Origin of the sequence: Streptomyces hundungensis (assembly GCF_003627815.1) — a bacterium.
Lineage (GTDB): Bacteria > Actinomycetota > Actinomycetes > Streptomycetales > Streptomycetaceae > Streptomyces > Streptomyces hundungensis_A.
On record NZ_CP032698.1, the window covers coordinates 5982477 to 5999395 of the forward strand.

22 protein-coding genes and 1 tRNA gene are annotated in these 16919 nt (G+C 71.1%); 7 read left to right on the plus strand and 16 right to left on the minus strand.

What is annotated here, in order from left to right; translation table 11 throughout:
- Positions 1-122 precede the first annotated feature (122 nt).
- Together DWB77_RS26465 and DWB77_RS26470 are read left to right on the plus strand one after the other, a co-directional pair.
- A tRNA-Val gene (locus DWB77_RS26465) sits at positions 123-194 on the plus strand.
- A gap of 558 nt (positions 195-752) precedes the next feature.
- A complete protein-coding gene (locus tag DWB77_RS26470) occupies positions 753-929 on the plus strand; it encodes a helix-turn-helix transcriptional regulator (RefSeq protein ID WP_342778039.1) in 177 nt (58 codons plus the stop codon).
- Between the two features lie 298 nt (positions 930-1227).
- On the opposite strand, the gene DWB77_RS26475 is transcribed toward DWB77_RS26470, so the two are convergent.
- The 6 genes from DWB77_RS26475 to DWB77_RS26500 form a co-directional block, all read right to left on the minus strand.
- Complete coding sequence (locus DWB77_RS26475) at positions 1228-1701, minus strand: hypothetical protein (RefSeq protein WP_120723747.1); 474 nt, start codon at positions 1699-1701, stop codon at positions 1228-1230.
- Between the two features lie 171 nt (positions 1702-1872).
- The gene (locus DWB77_RS26480) at positions 1873-2133 is read right to left on the minus strand and encodes a hypothetical protein (RefSeq protein ID WP_120723749.1); all 261 of its coding nucleotides are present in this window, start codon (positions 2131-2133) and stop codon (positions 1873-1875) included.
- Positions 2130-2618, minus strand: a complete 489-nt coding sequence (locus DWB77_RS26485) for a hypothetical protein (RefSeq protein WP_162952624.1) — start codon at positions 2616-2618, stop codon at positions 2130-2132. The genes DWB77_RS26480 and DWB77_RS26485 overlap by 4 nt, the downstream gene beginning before the upstream one ends.
- Entirely contained in the window at positions 2618-2836 is a 219-nt protein-coding gene (locus DWB77_RS26490; RefSeq protein WP_120723753.1) for a hypothetical protein, read from the minus strand. Before DWB77_RS26490 ends, DWB77_RS26485 begins: the two co-directional genes overlap by 1 nt.
- A gap of 100 nt (positions 2837-2936) precedes the next feature.
- On the minus strand, positions 2937-4166 hold the full coding sequence (locus DWB77_RS26495) for a helix-turn-helix domain-containing protein (RefSeq protein ID WP_120723755.1): 1230 nt from the start codon (positions 4164-4166) through the stop codon (positions 2937-2939).
- A 132-nt stretch (positions 4167-4298) separates the two neighbouring features.
- Positions 4299-4478: a hypothetical protein gene (locus tag DWB77_RS26500; protein WP_120723757.1), complete on the minus strand. Its 180-nt coding sequence runs from the start codon at positions 4476-4478 to the stop codon at positions 4299-4301.
- 734 nt (positions 4479-5212) lie between these two features.
- On the opposite strand from DWB77_RS26500, the gene DWB77_RS26505 reads away from it, so the two are divergent.
- Positions 5213-5389: a hypothetical protein gene (locus DWB77_RS26505; protein WP_246033644.1), complete on the plus strand. Its 177-nt coding sequence runs from the start codon at positions 5213-5215 to the stop codon at positions 5387-5389.
- A 467-nt stretch (positions 5390-5856) separates the two neighbouring features.
- Here the strand turns inward: DWB77_RS26505 and DWB77_RS26510 are convergent, their stop codons facing one another.
- From DWB77_RS26510 to DWB77_RS26525, 4 genes are all read right to left on the minus strand, one after another.
- Positions 5857-6138 (minus strand): hypothetical protein, encoded by a 282-nt coding sequence (locus tag DWB77_RS26510; protein WP_120723759.1) that lies wholly within the window; start codon positions 6136-6138, stop codon positions 5857-5859.
- Positions 6135-6638 (minus strand): hypothetical protein, encoded by a 504-nt coding sequence (locus DWB77_RS26515; protein WP_120723761.1) that lies wholly within the window; start codon positions 6636-6638, stop codon positions 6135-6137. The genes DWB77_RS26510 and DWB77_RS26515 overlap by 4 nt, the downstream gene beginning before the upstream one ends.
- 132 nt (positions 6639-6770) lie before the next feature.
- Positions 6771-7613 (minus strand): helix-turn-helix domain-containing protein, encoded by an 843-nt coding sequence (locus DWB77_RS26520; RefSeq protein WP_120723763.1) that lies wholly within the window; start codon positions 7611-7613, stop codon positions 6771-6773.
- Positions 7610-8350 (minus strand): DUF6879 family protein, encoded by a 741-nt coding sequence (locus tag DWB77_RS26525; RefSeq protein WP_120728283.1) that lies wholly within the window; start codon positions 8348-8350, stop codon positions 7610-7612. The genes DWB77_RS26520 and DWB77_RS26525 overlap by 4 nt, the downstream gene beginning before the upstream one ends.
- Positions 8351-8721: 371 nt before the next feature.
- On the opposite strand from DWB77_RS26525, the gene DWB77_RS26530 reads away from it, so the two are divergent.
- The 3 genes from DWB77_RS26530 to corA all read left to right on the plus strand — a co-directional run bounded on the left by DWB77_RS26530 (position 8722) and on the right by corA (position 11285).
- Complete coding sequence (locus tag DWB77_RS26530) at positions 8722-9234, plus strand: hypothetical protein (RefSeq protein WP_120723764.1); 513 nt, start codon at positions 8722-8724, stop codon at positions 9232-9234.
- A 292-nt stretch (positions 9235-9526) separates the two neighbouring features.
- The gene (locus DWB77_RS26535) at positions 9527-10093 is read left to right on the plus strand and encodes a DUF1990 family protein (RefSeq protein ID WP_246033645.1); all 567 of its coding nucleotides are present in this window, start codon (positions 9527-9529) and stop codon (positions 10091-10093) included.
- Between the two features lie 106 nt (positions 10094-10199).
- A complete protein-coding gene (corA, locus tag DWB77_RS26540) occupies positions 10200-11285 on the plus strand; it encodes a magnesium/cobalt transporter CorA (protein WP_120728285.1) in 1086 nt (361 codons plus the stop codon).
- Positions 11286-11353: 68 nt separating this feature from the next.
- On the opposite strand, the gene DWB77_RS26545 is transcribed toward corA, so the two are convergent.
- Positions 11354-11626 carry a hypothetical protein gene (locus DWB77_RS26545; protein WP_246033646.1) on the minus strand — a complete coding sequence of 91 codons (273 nt, stop codon included), beginning with the start codon at positions 11624-11626 and terminating at the stop codon, positions 11354-11356.
- 154 nt (positions 11627-11780) lie between these two features.
- On the minus strand, positions 11781-12221 hold the full coding sequence (locus DWB77_RS26550; RefSeq protein ID WP_428985196.1) for an RNA-binding S4 domain-containing protein: 441 nt from the start codon (positions 12219-12221) through the stop codon (positions 11781-11783).
- 163 nt (positions 12222-12384) lie between these two features.
- On the opposite strand from DWB77_RS26550, the gene DWB77_RS26555 reads away from it, so the two are divergent.
- On the plus strand, positions 12385-12615 hold the full coding sequence (locus tag DWB77_RS26555) for a DUF2277 domain-containing protein (RefSeq protein ID WP_120723770.1): 231 nt from the start codon (positions 12385-12387) through the stop codon (positions 12613-12615).
- A 45-nt stretch (positions 12616-12660) separates the two neighbouring features.
- Here the strand turns inward: DWB77_RS26555 and DWB77_RS26560 are convergent, their stop codons facing one another.
- The 4 genes from DWB77_RS26560 to DWB77_RS26575 form a co-directional block, all read right to left on the minus strand.
- Entirely contained in the window at positions 12661-13296 is a 636-nt protein-coding gene (locus tag DWB77_RS26560) for a DedA family protein (protein WP_120723772.1), read from the minus strand.
- Positions 13297-13593: 297 nt separating this feature from the next.
- Positions 13594-14052 (minus strand): DoxX family protein, encoded by a 459-nt coding sequence (locus tag DWB77_RS26565; protein WP_120723774.1) that lies wholly within the window; start codon positions 14050-14052, stop codon positions 13594-13596.
- Positions 14053-14134: 82 nt separating this feature from the next.
- Positions 14135-15811 carry an alkaline phosphatase D family protein gene (locus DWB77_RS26570; protein WP_120723776.1) on the minus strand — a complete coding sequence of 559 codons (1677 nt, stop codon included), beginning with the start codon at positions 15809-15811 and terminating at the stop codon, positions 14135-14137.
- Positions 15812-15919: 108 nt separating this feature from the next.
- Positions 15920-16588 carry an HNH endonuclease family protein gene (locus DWB77_RS26575; protein ID WP_120723777.1) on the minus strand — a complete coding sequence of 223 codons (669 nt, stop codon included), beginning with the start codon at positions 16586-16588 and terminating at the stop codon, positions 15920-15922.
- Between the last annotated feature and the right edge of the window lie 331 nt (positions 16589-16919).

Below are 16919 nucleotides of genomic sequence, written 5' to 3' on the forward strand. Positions count from 1 at the left end.
AGCCTGCTACCGAATCCGAGGGGGTGCTACCCCCACCCCCTCCTTCCCCCCGCCCGCAATCGGGTCCGCAATCGGGTTTGCGGCGGCACCCCGTGGGCCATGTACGCTGGTCCCTCATCCACGGGTGTGTAGCTCAGGGGTAGAGCGCTGCTCTTACAAAGCAGATGTCGGCGGTTCGAAACCGTCCACGCCCACCGACGAGATAGGAGCAGGTGAGAGCCTGCTTTGGCCCTCCAGTCATGATCGACTGGAGGGCCTTCTCTGTGATCGAAGTCCACAAAGAGTCCACATCCCCCCGCGATCTTGCTAGTCGAGGCCTCCGCCATCACTCTTTCGGGGGGCTTGCGTGGCGTCAACAACTGGTTAGAGTGCAGTCCGACCGGGGCCGGCGCGTCTCCCCCACGCGCGCCAGATCTACGCCGGTCAGATCCTGTGGTGCCGCGACGGGGAGGTCCGGTCCACGGGGAGAGGCCCCCTGCCGCATCAGTCGGCGGGGGGCCTTCTTGCACAGTAAACCGCGTCGCCCCTCGGGAGGGGCGAGGCGGCGCGCTCTGACTGAATCAGAACGCAGGACGGTCAGTTACGGCGGATCCACGTACGCCGTCGACCGTCCCGCCCGGCCGGGCGCGCACGAGGCGGCGCCGACGGGCGGACATACATTCGATCATGGCGCCGTAAGCGTGGACACGTGCCACGCTCCGCTCCATCGCCCGACTGGGTAGTACACCCGCCGCCGGGCCATCGGCGACCGGATCCGCGCCGCACGTCTCTACGCGAACCTCACGCAAGAGAAGGTCGCCTTGCGCGCCGGCATAGACCGGGCGACGTACAACCGCATCGAGCAGGGCCACAGTTCGCCGGGCCTCGACATCCTCATCCTGATTGCCGACGCCATCGGCGTACCCCTGGCAGACCTAGTGCGGCAGTAGAAAGCCCCGGCCACCACCGCGGGGGAGCGCTGATGGCCGGGGCGCTCAGGCGCTACTCAGCTGGCAGGCTGCCCCGATCCCGGACACATTTCCCGGCTTCCCTCCGCCTGGTGCGATGGCGTGGGCTGGCCCGGCTCTGCGCCGTTGATCGAGCCGCAGACGGGGCAGCCGCCAGCGACCCGGGCCGGATCGAACCGCTCTCCTCGGTGACGACAGGTGCATTCCATTTCGACACATCCCTTCGATAGGGGTGGTGCTGGTGATGGTGCACTCCCCGGCCACTGTCGGCCGGGGAAGATCAGAACTCGCCTTGCAGGGAGAACGCGTTGGTCCCCTTGTCCTGCCCAGGCCGGGCCGTGTGGTGGAACAGGCAGTGGGCCCGGCCCGTCGAGTGGAAGATCACGCCGAACCCGGGGTTCTGTGCGTCCTCCGCGTAGGCCTCGGCCCGGAGGATCTCGGTGTTCCCCGAGTTCGTCAGAGCGGCGGCGAGGTAGTGCGCAGCAACCCGCGGGGTCGTCTTGCCGTTCGTGTACAGCTCCGGGTACGGCGACTCTGCGGGGGCCTCGCCAGTGACCGGCGTCTCGGGCTGGTCGCTCTTTTCGCCGGGGGGCGCCACGGCAGTGAGGCCTGCCCAGATGCGGGCCCCGGACGTGAGGGTGATCTGCCAGCCGTACAGGTGGTCTTCGCCGCGGTCCCAGCGGTCCACGGTCTGGACGTCGGGTGCTTTGGCCAGTGCCTCGGTGGCGAACGCGTGGAACCTCTCGATGCGCATTTGTGATCATTCCTTCTCGTCGCGGCGGATGCGCCAGTCTATGAGCGGCGCCCGTGCTGGCTCCGCCCCCGCCCCGGCCGCGGTCCTGCCAGGGAGTGTCAGCCAGGGCGGGGAGTCAGTGGCTTTGGGGGTCCGGCCCCTGCCGGGTCGGCGGCGGCAGGGGCCGGAGTCTCAGCTGCGCGGCGAGAGGTAGCTGCGCTGCGATTCCCGGGTGAGGCCCAGCGCTTTGACGGCCGCGGCCTCCTCAGGTGTGGCGCGACGGAGTTCGCGGGTCTTGATCGTGGCGTCGGGCAGATCGCCGGGCCGAGCAGAAGGAACGAACGCCACACGCTTCATGTCGTCCCCGGGCGACGTGACGCTGCTGTCCAGATCGCGGGGGATAAGTCCGGTCCGGCCCTCGCAGACGACGACGACGTAGTCCCACTGCTTCATGCCGTGGTCTCCACTCCAAGGATGGCCGTGCCTGTCTCGATCAGGTCGGCAAGTTGCATCGGATCGCACAGCGCACCCGGCGTGGCCATGGGTACAACCCAGTAAGCCGCGAGCCGCTCGACCGGCTCGGCGTCCCCGACCCGGGGCACCCCGATGTAGTTTCCGAGGCCGAGGTACGTGGCGTACGGGCCGAGGCTCTGACTCGGCGGAGAAGGCGGCACGAGGGCGTAGAAGCGGTGCCCGCGGACATCGTGGATGACAGGGCCTCGCAGGCGCCGGAGCGCGGCGGTCGCAGTTACCGGCCCCGCGGTGGCCGCCACGGCATACACGAGATCATCGGCCAGCCGGACGGCGGAGAACCGGCGCCCCAACGCAAGGACCGCAAGGTGGTACTCCTCCCACTGCTCACGCGCGCCGGCCGGGCGGTTGAGGCTGTCGGCCAGCCACACCGCAACGGCGGCGTCTCGATCGGCAGTTGTGCGCATCACTGGACCGGCACCGCTCGGCGCAGGGCTCGGGCGCAACGGTCGAGCAGCACGTCGAGGGCAGCGTGTAGCCGCTGCGCTTCACCGTAGGAGAGAACGAGGTCGACGTCCTCGTCGAGGCGGTCGACGTTCCAGACGCCGAGCGGCACGCGGACCTCGCCGGTGCTGTCGTCGCATGTGGGTTTCGCGTCGCGCGGTGACGCGTGCCGACGGGGCATGGTGCCTCCCGGGTGGTGAGGATCCGTCAGGAGGCGCCACCGTAAGGGAGATGCTGGTAGGTAACTGGGACAGATTGTCCCCGTGTCCCACCCTGTCCCCCTAGCTGACCTCGCGAAGCCCCACCTTCTCGGCAAGCTGAGCGGCCTCGGGCCGCAGTGCCCGAGGAGCCTGCCGCCACAGCTCGGCGATCACGGTCCGCGCGGACGGCGTGAACTGGACCGTCTCGGCGCCGATTTCGTGGGCCAACTTCATGACGTGCAGGGCGGCCGTGCGGTCGCCGCGCTGGAGATGCCCGCGGCCGACCTCGACCCACAACCGGGCCCGCCGCTCGATCGACGGCATGGAGTCCGGGTCGATCTCGTCGGCCGCCGCGAGCGCGGCCCGAGCGGTGCGCAGATCCGTCGCGACACTGACCTGATGGAAGTCGACGTTCGCGCGGCCGAACACCGTAGAGGGGTGGACGTACGCGGTCGGCAACGACTTGGCGACCTGGTCACCCGCCTCCCAGTACCGCCACGCGTCGCCAGCGCGAGCGTCCCGCGCCGCCGTGACTGCGGCGTGCAGTTGCAGCGCCCCGTACACGCCACGCCAGTCGTCGGGCGCCGTGTCCAGGTGCGGCCGGATGAGGTCCGCGGCCTCCAAGACCACACGGAGCGCCTCCTCCGGATACTCGGTCTCCCGCAAGATGTTGCCCATGTTCCAGGCCGCGGCTGCGATGGCCGCCGGGTTGTCGGCGTCCTGCGCGGCAGACATCGCCCGGTCCGCAACGACCCACGCCATCTCGGCCGGCGCCACGTAGGCCGTCGCCTGCCCAGTGAGACGGTAGACGTCGGACAGAGCGACGAGCGCAGCCCGCCGGTCCTCTCCTGTCGTCAGGCGTACGGCCGCCTCAGCGTCCCGGATCATGCGCGGAAGCACCTTGGACACCTCGGTGCGGTTCTCGCCGGTCGAATGCCACTGAATCCACGTACGGTCCACGCGCCTTTGCAGATCGGCGACGTTCACCGGCCCGCCCGCCGGGGGAGGGCTGAGCCGCCGTGTCATCACCGCGTCCCACACCGCAGGCATCCCCGGGTGCTCAAGGCGCCCCGTCGGGACGGTCATCGGCGTAGCCGCTCCCGTCAGGATCGATGCGTCCGACAACTGGAGCGCGGCCGCCATCTTCAGCGTCAACGAAGTGTTGTGCAGTTCGCGCTCGCCGCTTTCGATCTTCTTCAGCCAGTCAGGTCCGCGGCCGCACATGCTCGCGAGCATCTCGCGGGTCTTGCCTCGTGATTCACGGAGGAGTCGGATGCGCTCACCAGCGCTGAGGTCTGCGGGGATGTCCATGGTGCCCCTTCTAATGCAGTGCCGTGACAATGCGATACGCCCACCGTACGGCGGGACACGCTGGCCGGGAATGACGAAGACGCCCCCTGCCGGCCCGGAGGCCAGACAGGGGGCGCACTCGCGCGTGGGTAGCTACAGGGCGGACTGAAACGTCGAGGCGCTCGGCACGTTGTCGGCGGCCGTGGTGATGCGGTCGAGGGCGCCCGGGATGCGGCCGGTGTGCTGAGCTGCGGCCCGGTCGGCGAGCGGGATCCGGCGGGCCTGCGGGGTGGCGGCGGGGCGCGCGGCGGCCGAGACGAGCGTAGTGGTCATGGGCTGATTGTCCCCTTCTCGGGCTGGTTCGGATGCGAACTCACGCCTCTGAGGCAGGAGTTCCGTAGCCCTCGTGGTGGTGGTCGGTGAAGCAGCCGGGGCAGAGCGGGCAGTGGCAGATCCGGCAGCGCAGCTGTGCCTGCTCCCGAGTGCAGCGGGAGCAGGCGTCCGGCCTCTCGGTCATCGGTTCACCGCGTCCCAGATGGCGCGACCGACGGTGCTCGGCTTCGCGTCGCCGCTGGTGGTCCGGGTGGCGCCGAACGTCTTGCCGTTCCGCTCGGACCAGTACGAGACGTAGGCCCGGGGAATCCAGGACGTGGCCGTTCAATCCGGTGATCGGTTCCGTGAGATCCCGCGCGAGGGTGGTCCGGCGACCCCCTCGGGGTGGGCCCGAGCCCTAGGGCCTGTCCGGCGGATCTTGTCTGGGACGCGGGGGGCTGCCACGCCCATCTGCGGCGTTGTCGTCGGTTGCCGACGCTCCGCGTCGCCGCCCTCCTCCGCCTTGCAGCTGGACGCACCAGCCCCCCGCTCACCAGCACCACAAGGCCAAGGCACCCCGACGGCGACCAGATCCGCCGGACAGGCCCTAGTGCTGGATGATGCGGCTCGCTGTCCAGCCGTCCTAGGTGCCCCTCGCCCGTGCGCCGGTGCCTCTCATGCGCGCCTACCCGACGACGGTCTTCCCTGGGACGATGCGTGTTCCGTCCACAGCGATCCGTACGCAGGAGGGGCACGTGACGCAGTCGAAGTGTGGAGCGCCGACGCAGAGCGGGCAGCGGTGCCAGAACAAGGCAGTCATTGGGACCTCGCGGTGCTCCAAGCACCAGGGGCCGTTGTCTGCTTACGGGGTCCAGCAGCGGAAGAAGAAGGAAGCCGAGGCGAAGCTGAAGAAGCTTCGCAAGAAGCGGTGAGCCGGGGCGCCGACCCGCTCGGCTGACGTCCACGGGTGACATCAACGAAGGCGGACCGGAGCGGTCTCGGCGGTTCGCCGCAGGGTCACAGTCGAGGCGGGCGCGCGGCTGGAGCGGGGTACGGGGAGAACTTACAAAGCAGATGTTGGCGGTTCGAAACCGTTCATCCCACCGGTGGTATGCAGCAGGTGCGAGCCTGTTGGCGCCGCCCTCCAGTCGATCATGACTAGCGGTCTTTTCCGTGATCGGAGTCCACCAGCGCCACGGGGGGAGGATGCCCCGGCGGGCTCGTCGGCCGGCCGGGGTGGTGAACGTCAGGCTTCGGTCCGCGGGACGAGGAAGCCGCGTACCGGGCGGTCCTCGGAACTTTGTTGGCGGTGCCACTGCTTGACGAGTTCGGCGTATCGCGGGTCCGTCCACTCCTGGTTTTCCATGCCTGCCTCCTGGTTCGCCCTGCCTCGACAGTCTCATCCTGATCGCCGACGCGATGGGCGTGTCCCAGGAATTCGTAAGGACTGTGATTCCCGAGTGAGGCCCTGAGCCTTGACGGCGGCGGCCTCCTCGGCTGTCGCATGCCGCAGTTCGCGGGTCTTGAACGTGGCGTCGGGGAGCTCACCGGGCCGAGTGGAGGGAACGAACGCCACCCGCTTCATGTCGTCCCCGGGGAAGTACGCGCTGCTGTCCAGGTCCCGGGTGATGAGCCCGGTCCGGCCCTCGCGCACGACGACGACGTAGTCCCACTGCTTCACGACTCGGCCCCCTGCAACTCCAGGGAGCCGGTTGCGACCAAGGCGGCCAGCCGGGAGGGATCGCACAGGTCGCCGGGGCGGGTGAGGGGGACAGCCCAGTAACCGTCGACGCCCTCATCGGGATCGCGGAGTTCGATGGGGGGCACGCCGAGGTAGTGGTCGCGGCCCAGGTACTCGGCGTGCGGACTGTGCCCCCAGGTTGGTGCGGCGGGGGGAGTGAGGGCGTAGAACCTGCGCGTCGAGGGGGCGTGGAGGACGGGGCCTTGCAGGGTGCCCGCCAGCACCCGGGTCACCTGGACGGGCAGCGTGCTTTTGGTGATCGCGTACACCAGGGTCTCGGTGAGGCGAACGGCCGAGAAGCGGCGGCCGAGCGCCAGCGTGGCGATGCCGCCCTGCTTCCACTGCTCCTTGGCCAGGTGGGGCCGGTTGAGACTGCCTGCGAGCCAGTCTGAGATCGCGTCCCGTTCGGACGTGGTGAGGGGGTGGGGCAGGGTGCTCATGGGGGCCTCCGCGGTCGGCTGGTGAAGCGGCGCGTGCGCCGTCGTGACCAGCAAAGTAAGGAGGCAGGAGGCGGTTTCGCTCGGCGATTGCGCGCAATTGCGCACGGGGGAAGGCGCGTTCGTGGGGATTGCTCACATGGTGTCGAGAGATGCCCGGGCCCGGGCGATGGCGCGGTGCGCTTGCGGCCCATACACGGCTGACTCGGCCAGCCAGTCCCATGCGCGCTCGTACAGTCGGATCGAATCCTCGTCGTCGAGCCACATCTCGGTGTCGATCGTCTCAACGATCACGAGACGCCTGTCGTAGATCCAGAACCCGTGGGCCGGGGTGCGCCGCAGTTGCGCGCCGAGAGGGACGATGCCGAGCTCGATCGTGTCGAGACCGATCAGGCTGACGAGCCGATCCAGTTGAGCCGCGTGAACCTCGCGCGAGCACATGCGCACGTACAAGGCGGCCTCCCATACGAGGAAGCGGAAACTCTTACCCGGTTCGTACAGTGCCTGCTGGCGGCGCATCCTGGTTCGCACGGCGTCGTCGATGTCCTTGACGACCTGCCGAAACTCGGAGTTCGCTGCGAAGGTCGCCCGCGCGTAGTCCGGCGTCTGGAACAGCCCCGGGATGCGGGCGACTTCCAGCCCGCGGATCACCTTGGTGTCCGCCGTTTCCGCGATCGCCAGCTCCTGTCTGGCACGGTGCCCGGTTACGAGTTGGCGACGCCAGGACCGGTACTTGGTCTCCACCCCCGACAGGCGTCCGGTCAGCTCGGCCGTCAGCTCCGGCCGCCCGACGGCCTGCGCCCATGCGCCGAGATCACCTGGAGTAGGGGTCTGCTTCCCAAGCTCCAGGCGGGATACCTTGGAGCGCTGCCAGCCGAGCCGCTCCGCGACGCCTTTCCCGTCGAGGCCGGCCGCGATGCGCAGCTCACGCAGCCGCGCACCCAAGGCGACCCTCGCGTTCTGGAAGTCCGTGCTCACACGGGGGAACGTACCTGCCTCTGAAACTCCTCGGTACGGGTCGCGCAGTGCCATGCGCTGTCCCGCGCCTGGCAGGCGGCCAGGACTTCGGCGGGATCTTCGCTGACGATCACACCGAGGGTGTTGTCCTCGTCGTCGAAGACGAAGCGGACCAGAACGCGGGAGTCGAAGAGCCAGAAGTCCCAGTCGGGCAGTCCGAGCCGACCGGCTTCTGCCCGGGTCATGTTGCGGATGTCCTCGCCGGCCGCGACGTTTCCGAGCCCGGAGGCCAGGAGGTACGCCTGCCCCTCGGTGGCCGGCTCGTCGACGAGCCGGACGCGCTCGAAGCGTTTGCCCTGCTCCGTCTGCTTGCGCACATTGCTGCGCCAGGCGTCGAACGGCTCGTCGGCGATGCCTTCGCCAGCCTGCCAGCGCTGCCACTTCCGGCTCTTGCGGTCGGAGGCGTAGCCGCGTCGTGTCTCCAGGCGCCAGGCTGTGTGCTTGAAGTCAGCGAACATGTGGGCCACTTCGGCGAACGGGATCAAGGCATTCGTCATGGCTCGGGGAGCGAACCGGGTCAGCAGGTCCCGTGGCACAGTGACGAAGGTTTCGGACTCCTTCACGTCGCGCAGTTGGGCCAGGTGCTCGGGGTCGGTAACTCGCTCGCCTTGGACGAGGATCTCTCCGGTCCCCTCGACTTCGTACAGCGTGGGGCAGTCGCCGTCGTCGCTGGTGGTGCCGATGAACCTGAGCGTCATCTCGCCCTCCATCCGCGCTTGTTGGAGGTCCAGCATGCGGGAGCTGGGAGGCGAGCGCTCGATGATTGCGGCAGATTGCGAAGCGGCTGACGGGGCTGCCGCTTGCGAGCAATCGGCCACGACGAAGCGCCATCTGCCGGACCCGTAGGCCTAGCAGTGGGCGCTCGTGCGTGCGGCTACAGCGCGGGTTGGACGCGAACGCTCTCGGCACCGTTTCGGCGGCCCAGCGTTCAGTGGGGGCCCGTGCCGCGCGACCACCCCGCGTACTGCGGTCGCGGCGTAGCGAGGGAGGCGGACAATGGGAAGTGCGTCGGCACGGCACCGCGCGGCGTACCCGCTCTTAGCTGAGCCGAAGTGTCCGAGGAGCAGACATGCGTCGGCGGAAGGTCAAGTCAGCAGTCCTCATCGGCGCGGTCGCGGCCACGGTCGCCGCCCTCGGGTCGGCCGGGGCCGCCGCCCCCGAGGGCCGACAGGGGGCGCCCCTGCCGGCCGGGGCCGCCGCCCCCGAGGGCCGACAGGGAGCGTCCCCAACCGTGGTGGTCGACTGTTCCGGGGATGCCCAGGTCCGGCCGGGCAGCTATCTGATCGCCTGCGGTGACGGGAACAACGGGCTCGTCTCGCTGCACTGGACGCGGTGGGGGGCGACCTCCGCCGAGGCCCGGGGCTCGAACGTGGTGAACGACTGCCTCCCCTACTGCGCCGCCGGGCACTTCCACACGTTCCCCGTGACGGTCCGCCTCGACACGGTCCGCGCCAGGCCGGGGCAGCAGAGCCAGGCCTATTTCACCGTGCTGCACCTCCACTACACGGCCGACGGGCCGCCCCGGACGCCTCGCGACGCGGCGTACTCGATCGTGGCCGTCAAGCCGGGGGTCGCCGGTTAGGGCTGCTCCGTGTCGTACGGCCCGGCCGGCCGGCCCGCAGCGGGAAGCCCCGTCGGGTGCGGACGGGGCTTCTCGGCCGGCGGCGTGGCGTGCTCGGGGTTCACGCCCGGCGCCGGGGTCCGGCGGGTCAGGAGCGGGGAGGACTCCGCCGGATGGCTGAGATTACGCCCGTGTTTGGCTGGAACGTAACCCCTGTGCATGATGAGGCCCCGATGGGTTGACGGGACGCCGGGGCGGACGATCGGTGAGCCGTGGGCCGTGGCGGCGGGCGGGCGAGTGGAGGGGGTGCGGGGTGGGCGGGAAGAGGGCGTTGCGGCGGGCGTATGCCCGGGCGTGCGGGGACGCGCCCAGTTACCGGGAGGTCGGCGCCACCGGCGAGGGTGCGCTGCCCGGCGGGTACCGGGTGTTCCGGCGGCGGATCCGCGTCGGGTGCGGGCAGGACGCCTTCGAGCGGGCCGGCGCGTACGTGCTGGGCTGGGGGGTTCAGCGCGGCGCCGGGTTCGGGGTGTACCCCGGTGTGCCCGCCGTGCCCGGCGCCACCGCTCTGGTCGTGCTGCGACCGCCCGGGCTGCCGTGGCCCCGCCTGGTCATCCCGTGCCGCGTGGTGTGGACCGTACGCGCCGCCGAACGCATCGGTTTCGCCTACGGCACCCTGCCCGGTCACCCGGAGCGCGGCGAGGAGTCGTTCGTCGTGGGGCGCGAGGCGGACGGGCTCGTCTGGTTCGAGGTCGCCGCGTTCTCCCGGCCCGCACGCTGGTACGCCCGCCTCGGCGGGCCCCTCACCCGCCTGTTCCAGGACCTCGCCACCCGGCGCTATCTCCGGGCGGTGGCCGCCGCCGTGCGTGAGCGAGCCCACTGAAGGGAACGCGAGCGGGGTCCACCTCGTCTCTCCGGGAGGTGCGAGGACGTACAGGAGGCGGTGACACACTGGCCGCTCGTTCGGTGAAGGGAAGCTGGTCGTGGCGATGATGCGGAACCTGCGGAGGGCGGTGCGCCGCTCCTACCGGCGGACCGTCGACCTCAGCCATCCGGTGCGCTCGCCCCTGGGGAGCGCCGTCGTCAACTGTGCCGTGTACGTCGACGGCGTACGGCAGAAGGAGGACTGCCCCGCCGAGGAGGCGCTGCGGCGGGTGCGCCGGCTGGGCGAGGGGGCCTTCGTCTGGATCGGGCTCCAGGAGCCGACCCAGGAGGAGTTCGCGGGGCTCGCGGAGCTGTTCGGGCTGCATCGGCTGGCCGTGCAGGACGCCGTCACCGCGCACCAGCGCCCCAAGGTCGTGCCGTACGACGACACCTTGTTCTCGGTCTTCAAGACGTGCCGTTACGTCGAGCACGAGCAACTCACCGCGACCAGCGAGGTGGTGGACACCGGGGAGCTGATGGTGTTCACCGGAACCGACTTCGTCATCACCGTGCGGCACGGCTGCCACGGCTCGCTCGGACCGCTGCGGGAAGAGCTGGAGAGTGAGCGCGAGCGGCTGGCCAAGGGGCCGTCGGCGGTGCTGCACGCCGTCGCCGACCACGTCGTGGACGACTACCTCGCCGTCATCGAGGCCATGCAGAGCGACATGGACGCGGTCGAGACCGCCGTCTTCGCCGAGAACGCGGGCCGGGGCGACGCCGGACGGATCTACCAGCTCAAGCGTGAACTCCTCGAACTGAAGCGGGCGGTGGCGCCGCTGGCCCGGCCCCTGCAAAGGCTCGCCGGCGAGGAGGTGCCCGGCATCGACCCGGAGGTCAGGCCGTACTTCCGGGACGTCACCGACCACCTGCTCCGCACCACCGAACAGATAGCGGCCTTCGACGGGTTGCTCGACTCCATTCTCCAGGCCCACCTCGCCCAGGTCACGGTGGCCCAGAACGAGGACATGCGGAAGATCACGGCGTGGGCGGCCATCGTCGCCGTGCCGACCATGGTCTGCGGGATCTACGGCATGAACTTCGAGAACATGCCCGAACTGCACTGGCGTTACGGCTACTTCATGGCGCTCGGGCTCATGGCGGTCGCCTGCTTCGTCATCCACCGCGGCTTCCGTCGCAACGGCTGGCTGTAGAGCGGGGTCCGGCGGCGGTACGGGGCCGGGCGGTGCGGGCCCGCACGGCAACTGCCGTACAGGGCGCGTCAGTTGCGGTGGCGGGAGAACAGGCCCTGGCGCTCGCGCCGGTAGCGCCGCTCCCAGCGCTCCATCCGGTCCCGGCGGGCCCGGTAGGAGCGGTAGTCGGAGTCCGCCCGGCCGGCTCCGGCCGGGCCGCCCGAGCCCGACGCCGAGCCGCCGCGGGAGGGACGCAGGAAGGTGATCAGGAGGGCCGCGACGGCCACCCAGAGGAGGACACTGCCGAGGCTGAGGCCGAATCCGTACAGGATCAGGGCGAGAAGGATCATCCAGAGGATCATGGTGGGTCCTTGAGGGACGGACCGGCGGCTTCCCCTGGCCGCCGATTTCAAGCCTCCAAGCTACTCCGCCCCAGGGGGAGTTGGCCTCCGAGTTACTGCGGGGCGAATCCGCTGGACGTCACCGCGAGCCTGGTCCCCACCCCGTTCGGGGCCCTCAGCCCGCGGTGCGGCGGCTCTCCGCGAGGCCGCGCAGACGCTCCATCTCGCGCCGGTCCCGCTTGGTGGGCCGGCCGAGGCCGCGGTCGCGTACGCCGGCGGCGAGGACGTCCGCGCGGGCGGGCGGCGGCGGGCTGTTGTCGATGTACGCCTCGACGGCGACCGGTGCGCCGACCCGCTTGCGCAGCAGCTGGACGACCTTGACGATCCGCTCCCGCCCGTCCATGCGCAGCCGCACCTCGTCGCCGACCCTCACCTGGTGGGCGGCCTTCACGCGCTCGCCGTTGACCTGGACGTGGCCGGCCCGACAGGCCGTGCCCGCCTGGGAGCGCGTCTTGGTGAGCCGGACCGACCAGATCCAGCTGTCGACGCGCACGGGGCCGGTACCTGTGCCGGTGGTGGTGCCGTTCGCTGCTTGGGCCATGCCCCCGACTCTAATCGGCGGGCGCGGCGGAGCCTCGCGGTTTTGGGACACGGACGGTGGATCGTCGCGCGGCACGGCGGCAGCGTCCTGGGCCTCAGCGGGGGGTGTAGGCCCCGGCAGGGGCGGGCGGACAAGGCGTTCCGGGCCCGTTGTCAGTGGTGTCGGTCACACTGAGGGCATGTGCAGAAGCATCAAGACGCTGAGGCCGCCGGCCATGCCGGAGGAGGCCACCGAGGACGACATCAGGGCCGCCGCCCTGCAATACGTGCGCAAGGTGTCCGGCTTCCGGGCGCCCGCCGAACACAACAGGGAGGTCTTCGAGCGCGCGGTGGACGAGATAGCCGACGCCACCCGCGCCCTCCTCGCCCACCTGGAGGTGCGCGGCGCGGGCGCGCGGAAGCCCGCGTGACCGGCCCGCTCGGGGGCGCGGGGCGGGAGACACCGGCGGCCTCGGTCAGGAAGCCGGGGCCGGCGCCGGTATCGGGCGCTTGACGACGTACGCCGCCAGCGCGCCCGCCGCGAACAGGGCGAGCAGGGACACCGCCGTGCCCAGCCAGGTCGCGCCCAGCCACTGGCCGCCGAAGTAGCCGAGCCCCACGCTGTACGTCGCCCACGCCACGCCCGCCAACGCCGACCAGGGCAGGAACTCCCGGATCTTGCGCTGCGCCGCGCCCGCGCCGAGCGAGACGACGGAGCGCCCGGCGGGCGCGAAGCGCGCGATGACGACGAGGCCGCCGCCGCCCCGGCTGAGCGCGAGGCCCAGTCGTTCCTGCGCCCGGGTCAGCCGGCGGGAGCGGCCGATCGCGCGTTCCAGGCGGGCGCCGCCGCGTCGGGCGAGACGGTAGGCGATCAGGTCGCCCAGGACGGAGGCGGTGGCGGCGCAGGCGGCGAGGGCGAAGAGGTCGGCGTGGCCGGTGGCCGGGACCGCTCCGGCGCCGGCCACCGTAGCCGACCCCGCGGCCGCGGTCGCCGCCGTGATCACGAGCACCCCGCTGGGCAGCACGGGAAGGAAGACGTCGAGAAGGACGGAGAGGGTGACGACGGCGTAGATCCAGGGGCTGGACGTCAACGCCCCCACACTCTCCAACACGTGCGCTCCTCTGCGGCTTGTCGGTTCCCCGGACGGTGAATACCGCGGTGTCGCGGGGAAGCGGCAGGGGGCGGCGGTACAGCCGTACAGCGTACGCCCGGGCCTCGGGACGTTTCTGCCAGGGGCGGGTGGTGTCCCGCTGGGGAGACGGTCGAGCGCGCGGTCGGGTCGGCGTGGCCCGCGTCATGACATGCCGCTGCCCGGAGTTCGGGGACTGAACTCCGGGCAGCGGAACGGGCGTTGGCGGTACGAGCCTCGCGGTACGGGCTGGTGGGTGCCGGGTGCGGGGCCGTCGGCTCAGGCGGCGACGCTTTCGCGCTGGGCGTCGGCGGCCGGCCGGGCGGTGCGCCGGGCGCCGAGGAGCTGGTCGAGCGCGAGCGCGCCGGGACCGGTGAAGACCAGCAGCAGGAACGCCCAGCAGTACAGGGCGGAGGCCTCGCCGCCGTTCTGCAACGGCAGCAGCGCGTTCGACTGGTGGACGCTGAAGTAGGCGTACGCCATCGAGCCGGAGGAGATCAGGGCGGCGGGGCGGGTGAGGAGGCCGGTCAGCACCAGGACGCCACCGACGAGCTGGATCACGGCGGCGTACCAGCCGGGCCAGGTGCCCGCCGGGATCGAGCCGCCGCCCATGGCGCCGCCGAAGACGCCGAACAGGGAGGCCGCGCCGTGGCAGGCGAAGAGCAGGCCGATGACTATGCGGAACAGGGCGAGCGCGTAGGGGCGCGCGCGCTCGGCGTCGAGCGTGGGGGAGGCCATGGGGGGCTCCTTCGGTGGGGGACGTGACCGATGGGGTGCACAGGTTAGGCAGGCCTCAGTAGTGCTTGCAAGTTCAACATTCTTAATGTCTTGTTTCGGCTCGGTGAATTGAGCCAGGTGTGGCTTCGGGGGTGATCGGCCGGTCCATGACGGTCGTGAGGCGGACTGGACCACCGCGCGGACGGCGCGACCGGCGTGCCTGATCGAGCCGCAGCCGGGCCGAACGGCCTTGCAGCGTAAGGGTCATGAGCTGGTTGCCGAACCAGGGTCCGCCCGCCCTGCGCCACTCGAACAGCGGCCGTACCACCCCTCCGTGCCGCGCCAGCGCGTGGCCGAGAGCGCGCCCCATCCGGCTCCAGCCGAGGCGGAATCCGGCCCGTACGGGGGCCGGTACCGAGTTGTGGATCGGCGAGCACGTCAACTGACGTACACATGCGGTGGGTTGGGGCCCCGAAATTGGCCAGAAGGGCTCCGCCACATAGGCGTGGTGTACATCACCCGACAGGACGCTGACGGTGGCCGGCGCCCCGGGACGGGAGCCCGCGCGGGTGATCAGTTCGGTGAGGAACGCGAACGAGCCGGGGAAGGCGGCCCAGTGCTCCAAGTCGGCCCGCCGGCGCAGCCGTTCGCCCACCCGCGCCCAGCGCGCGCCCCGGGAACCCGCGCACAGGGCCGCGTTCCAGACCTCCGCGTCATGGATGAACGGAGGGAGCAGCCACGGGAGGGAGGTCCCGATCAGGAGATGGTCGCACGCTCCGGGACCGGGCAACTGGGCCCGCAGCCACCGCTCCTCGCCCTCGTCGAGCATCGCCCGCCGCCGCTCGTCCAGGACGCGGGCGGCCCTGCTGTCCACCATCAGGATCCGGGTGCGGCCGATGTCGCGCCGGTAGCTCCAGCGCGCCGCCGCCGGATCGGCACCGGCCCGGGCCGCGAAGGAGCGCAGCGCCTCCGTGCCGTCCGGTGTGCCCCGCACCGCCGCGTACAGCGGATCGGCGGCCAGCTCGGCGGGGGAGAGGTTGCCGAGGTGCTGATGGACCCAGTACGACATCAGGCCGCTGACCAGCCGCTCCTGCCACCAGGGCGTGGCACGCATCTCGGCGAGCCAGGCGGCGCTGGTGTTCCAGTCGTCGATCACGTCGTGGTCGTCGAAGAGGTGGCAGCTCGGCACGGTCGAGAGCAGCCAGCGCACCTCGGGGTCGAGCCAGGACTCGTAGTAGAGCCGGGTGTACTCCTCGTACTCCGCCACCTCGGCGCCCGGGGCCTCGCGCAGGTCCCGGCGCGCGGCCAGCCAGCGGCGGGTGCCGGCCGAGACGCTGTCCGCGTACACCTGGTCTCCCAGGAGCAGCAGGATGTCGGGCCGCTCGGCCCCGGCGTCGGCCGCGAGGCCCGCCGCGAGGGCGTCCAGGGCGTCCGTCGCGGTGGCGTCGGGGGCGCGGCGGCAGGATCCGAAGGTGACCCGGAGCGCGGCGTCGGGCGCCGGGACGTGGATCGTGCTCGGCGGGAAGCGGGAGTGCGGCGGCGGCCAGACCGGTCGTTCGTCGAGCAGCACCTCGTACGCGGTGGCGGTGCCCGGCGTCAGGCCGGCCAGCGGGACCAGCGCGTAGTGGTGCCCGGCGATCTGGAACGTGGGGGCCAGGCCCGTGGTGCCGTCGGCGCAGCGCACCCGGGCGGTGCAGGGCCGGTCGGCCTCCACCCACACCGTGGCGGACCCCTGCGGGTCCAGGTGTCGCAGCAGCGGCCCCAGTCGAAGCCCGGCCATGTGGTGCCCCCTCCGTCGCCGGTCCGTTCGTACGGTACGGAACGACGGAGGGGTGCGACAGGTTTCAACACCTGTGTGCTGCAAGGCAGTTGGCCGGGCCGACGGTTGTCAGCAGCCGTTGAGGATGCCCTGGAGCGCCGACTTCTCGGCGGAGTCCACCGTGAGGCTGTAGTAGTGCTTCACGTCCACCCACATCCGGGCGTAGGTGCAGCGGTAGGAGGTCAGGGACGGCAGCCACTTGGCCGGGTCCTTGTCGCCCTTGGCCTGGTTGACGTTGTCGGTGACCGCGATCAACTGGGGGCGGGTCAGGTCGTTGGCGAAGCCCTGGCGCTGGGGCGTGGTCCAGGTGTTGGCGCCGGAGCGCCAGGCCTCGGCGAGCGGCACGATGTGGTCGATGTCCACGTCGGCGGCGGCGGACCAGGTGGCGCCGTCGTACGCGGAGTACCAACTGCCGCTGGTGGCGGCGCAACTGGAGTCGGTCGAGACGTTGGTGCCGTCGCGCTTGAGGACGACCTCGCGGGTGTTGCAGGTGCCTGACTGGGTGATCCAGTGCGGGAACTTGTCGCGGCTGTAACCGGTGAGCGAACCCTCCGCCCGCACGGTCAACTCGCCCAGGTAGGTGCGGGCGGTGGCGGCGCTCACCGGGGTCGGCGGGGAGGCCTCGGCGGCCGGCGCGGTGACGAGCGCGGCACCCGCGACGAGCGCGGCGGCGGCGGCGAGGACGGCCGAGCGACGCGCGTAGACGCGGGGCGTGCGCGATTCTATGGCGGCTGACATCCGAACTCCCTTGACGTGGGGGGAACTTGACCGGCCACAGGACGGGCGGCTCGGTCAGCGTGGCGGCGCCGGGTTGCCTGGGGATGGGCGCCAGGTAACAGGGTGGCGACATGGGCACGACAGATCAAGGCCCCGAACGAGATCGCTCCCCAAGGCAACTGACACCCCGTCGCCCCGGCCCGCCGAAACGCCTTGGGGCTCCGCCCCAAACCCCGGTCGCGCCTGAACGGCGCTCGTCCTCAATCGCCGGACGGGCTGTAGGTGCCCCCGCACCGAGTGGTTAAGGGGCGCGGGGAACTGCGCGCCCAGCCACGCACGGCGTGCGGACGAA

Bases quoted from the DNA above. Each gene is read 5' to 3' on its own strand.
- DWB77_RS26490 (WP_120723753.1), bottom strand. From the start codon at position 2,836: ATGCCCCGTCGGCACGCGTCACCGCGCGACGCGAAACCCACATGCGAC.
- DWB77_RS26565 (WP_120723774.1), bottom strand. From the start codon at position 14,052: ATGGCCTCCCCCACGCTCGACGCCGAGCGCGCGCGCCCCTACGCGCTC.
- DWB77_RS26525 (WP_120728283.1), bottom strand. From the start codon at position 8,350: ATGACGCTCAGGTTCATCGGCACCACCAGCGACGACGGCGACTGCCCC.
- DWB77_RS26500 (WP_120723757.1), bottom strand. From the start codon at position 4,478: ATGACCACTACGCTCGTCTCGGCCGCCGCGCGCCCCGCCGCCACCCCG.
- DWB77_RS26530 (WP_120723764.1), top strand. From the start codon at position 8,722: ATGCGTCGGCGGAAGGTCAAGTCAGCAGTCCTCATCGGCGCGGTCGCG.
- DWB77_RS26485 (WP_162952624.1), bottom strand. From the start codon at position 2,618: ATGCGCACAACTGCCGATCGAGACGCCGCCGTTGCGGTGTGGCTGGCC.
- DWB77_RS26570 (WP_120723776.1), bottom strand. From the start codon at position 15,811: ATGGCCGGGCTTCGACTGGGGCCGCTGCTGCGACACCTGGACCCGCAG.
- corA (WP_120728285.1), top strand. From the start codon at position 10,200: ATGATGCGGAACCTGCGGAGGGCGGTGCGCCGCTCCTACCGGCGGACC.
- DWB77_RS26475 (WP_120723747.1), bottom strand. From the start codon at position 1,701: ATGCGCATCGAGAGGTTCCACGCGTTCGCCACCGAGGCACTGGCCAAA.
- DWB77_RS26515 (WP_120723761.1), bottom strand. From the start codon at position 6,638: ATGAGCACCCTGCCCCACCCCCTCACCACGTCCGAACGGGACGCGATC.
- DWB77_RS26480 (WP_120723749.1), bottom strand. From the start codon at position 2,133: ATGAAGCAGTGGGACTACGTCGTCGTCGTCTGCGAGGGCCGGACCGGA.
- DWB77_RS26495 (WP_120723755.1), bottom strand. From the start codon at position 4,166: ATGGACATCCCCGCAGACCTCAGCGCTGGTGAGCGCATCCGACTCCTC.
- DWB77_RS26555 (WP_120723770.1), top strand. From the start codon at position 12,385: ATGTGCAGAAGCATCAAGACGCTGAGGCCGCCGGCCATGCCGGAGGAG.
- DWB77_RS26545 (WP_246033646.1), bottom strand. From the start codon at position 11,626: ATGATCCTCTGGATGATCCTTCTCGCCCTGATCCTGTACGGATTCGGC.
- DWB77_RS26575 (WP_120723777.1), bottom strand. From the start codon at position 16,588: ATGTCAGCCGCCATAGAATCGCGCACGCCCCGCGTCTACGCGCGTCGC.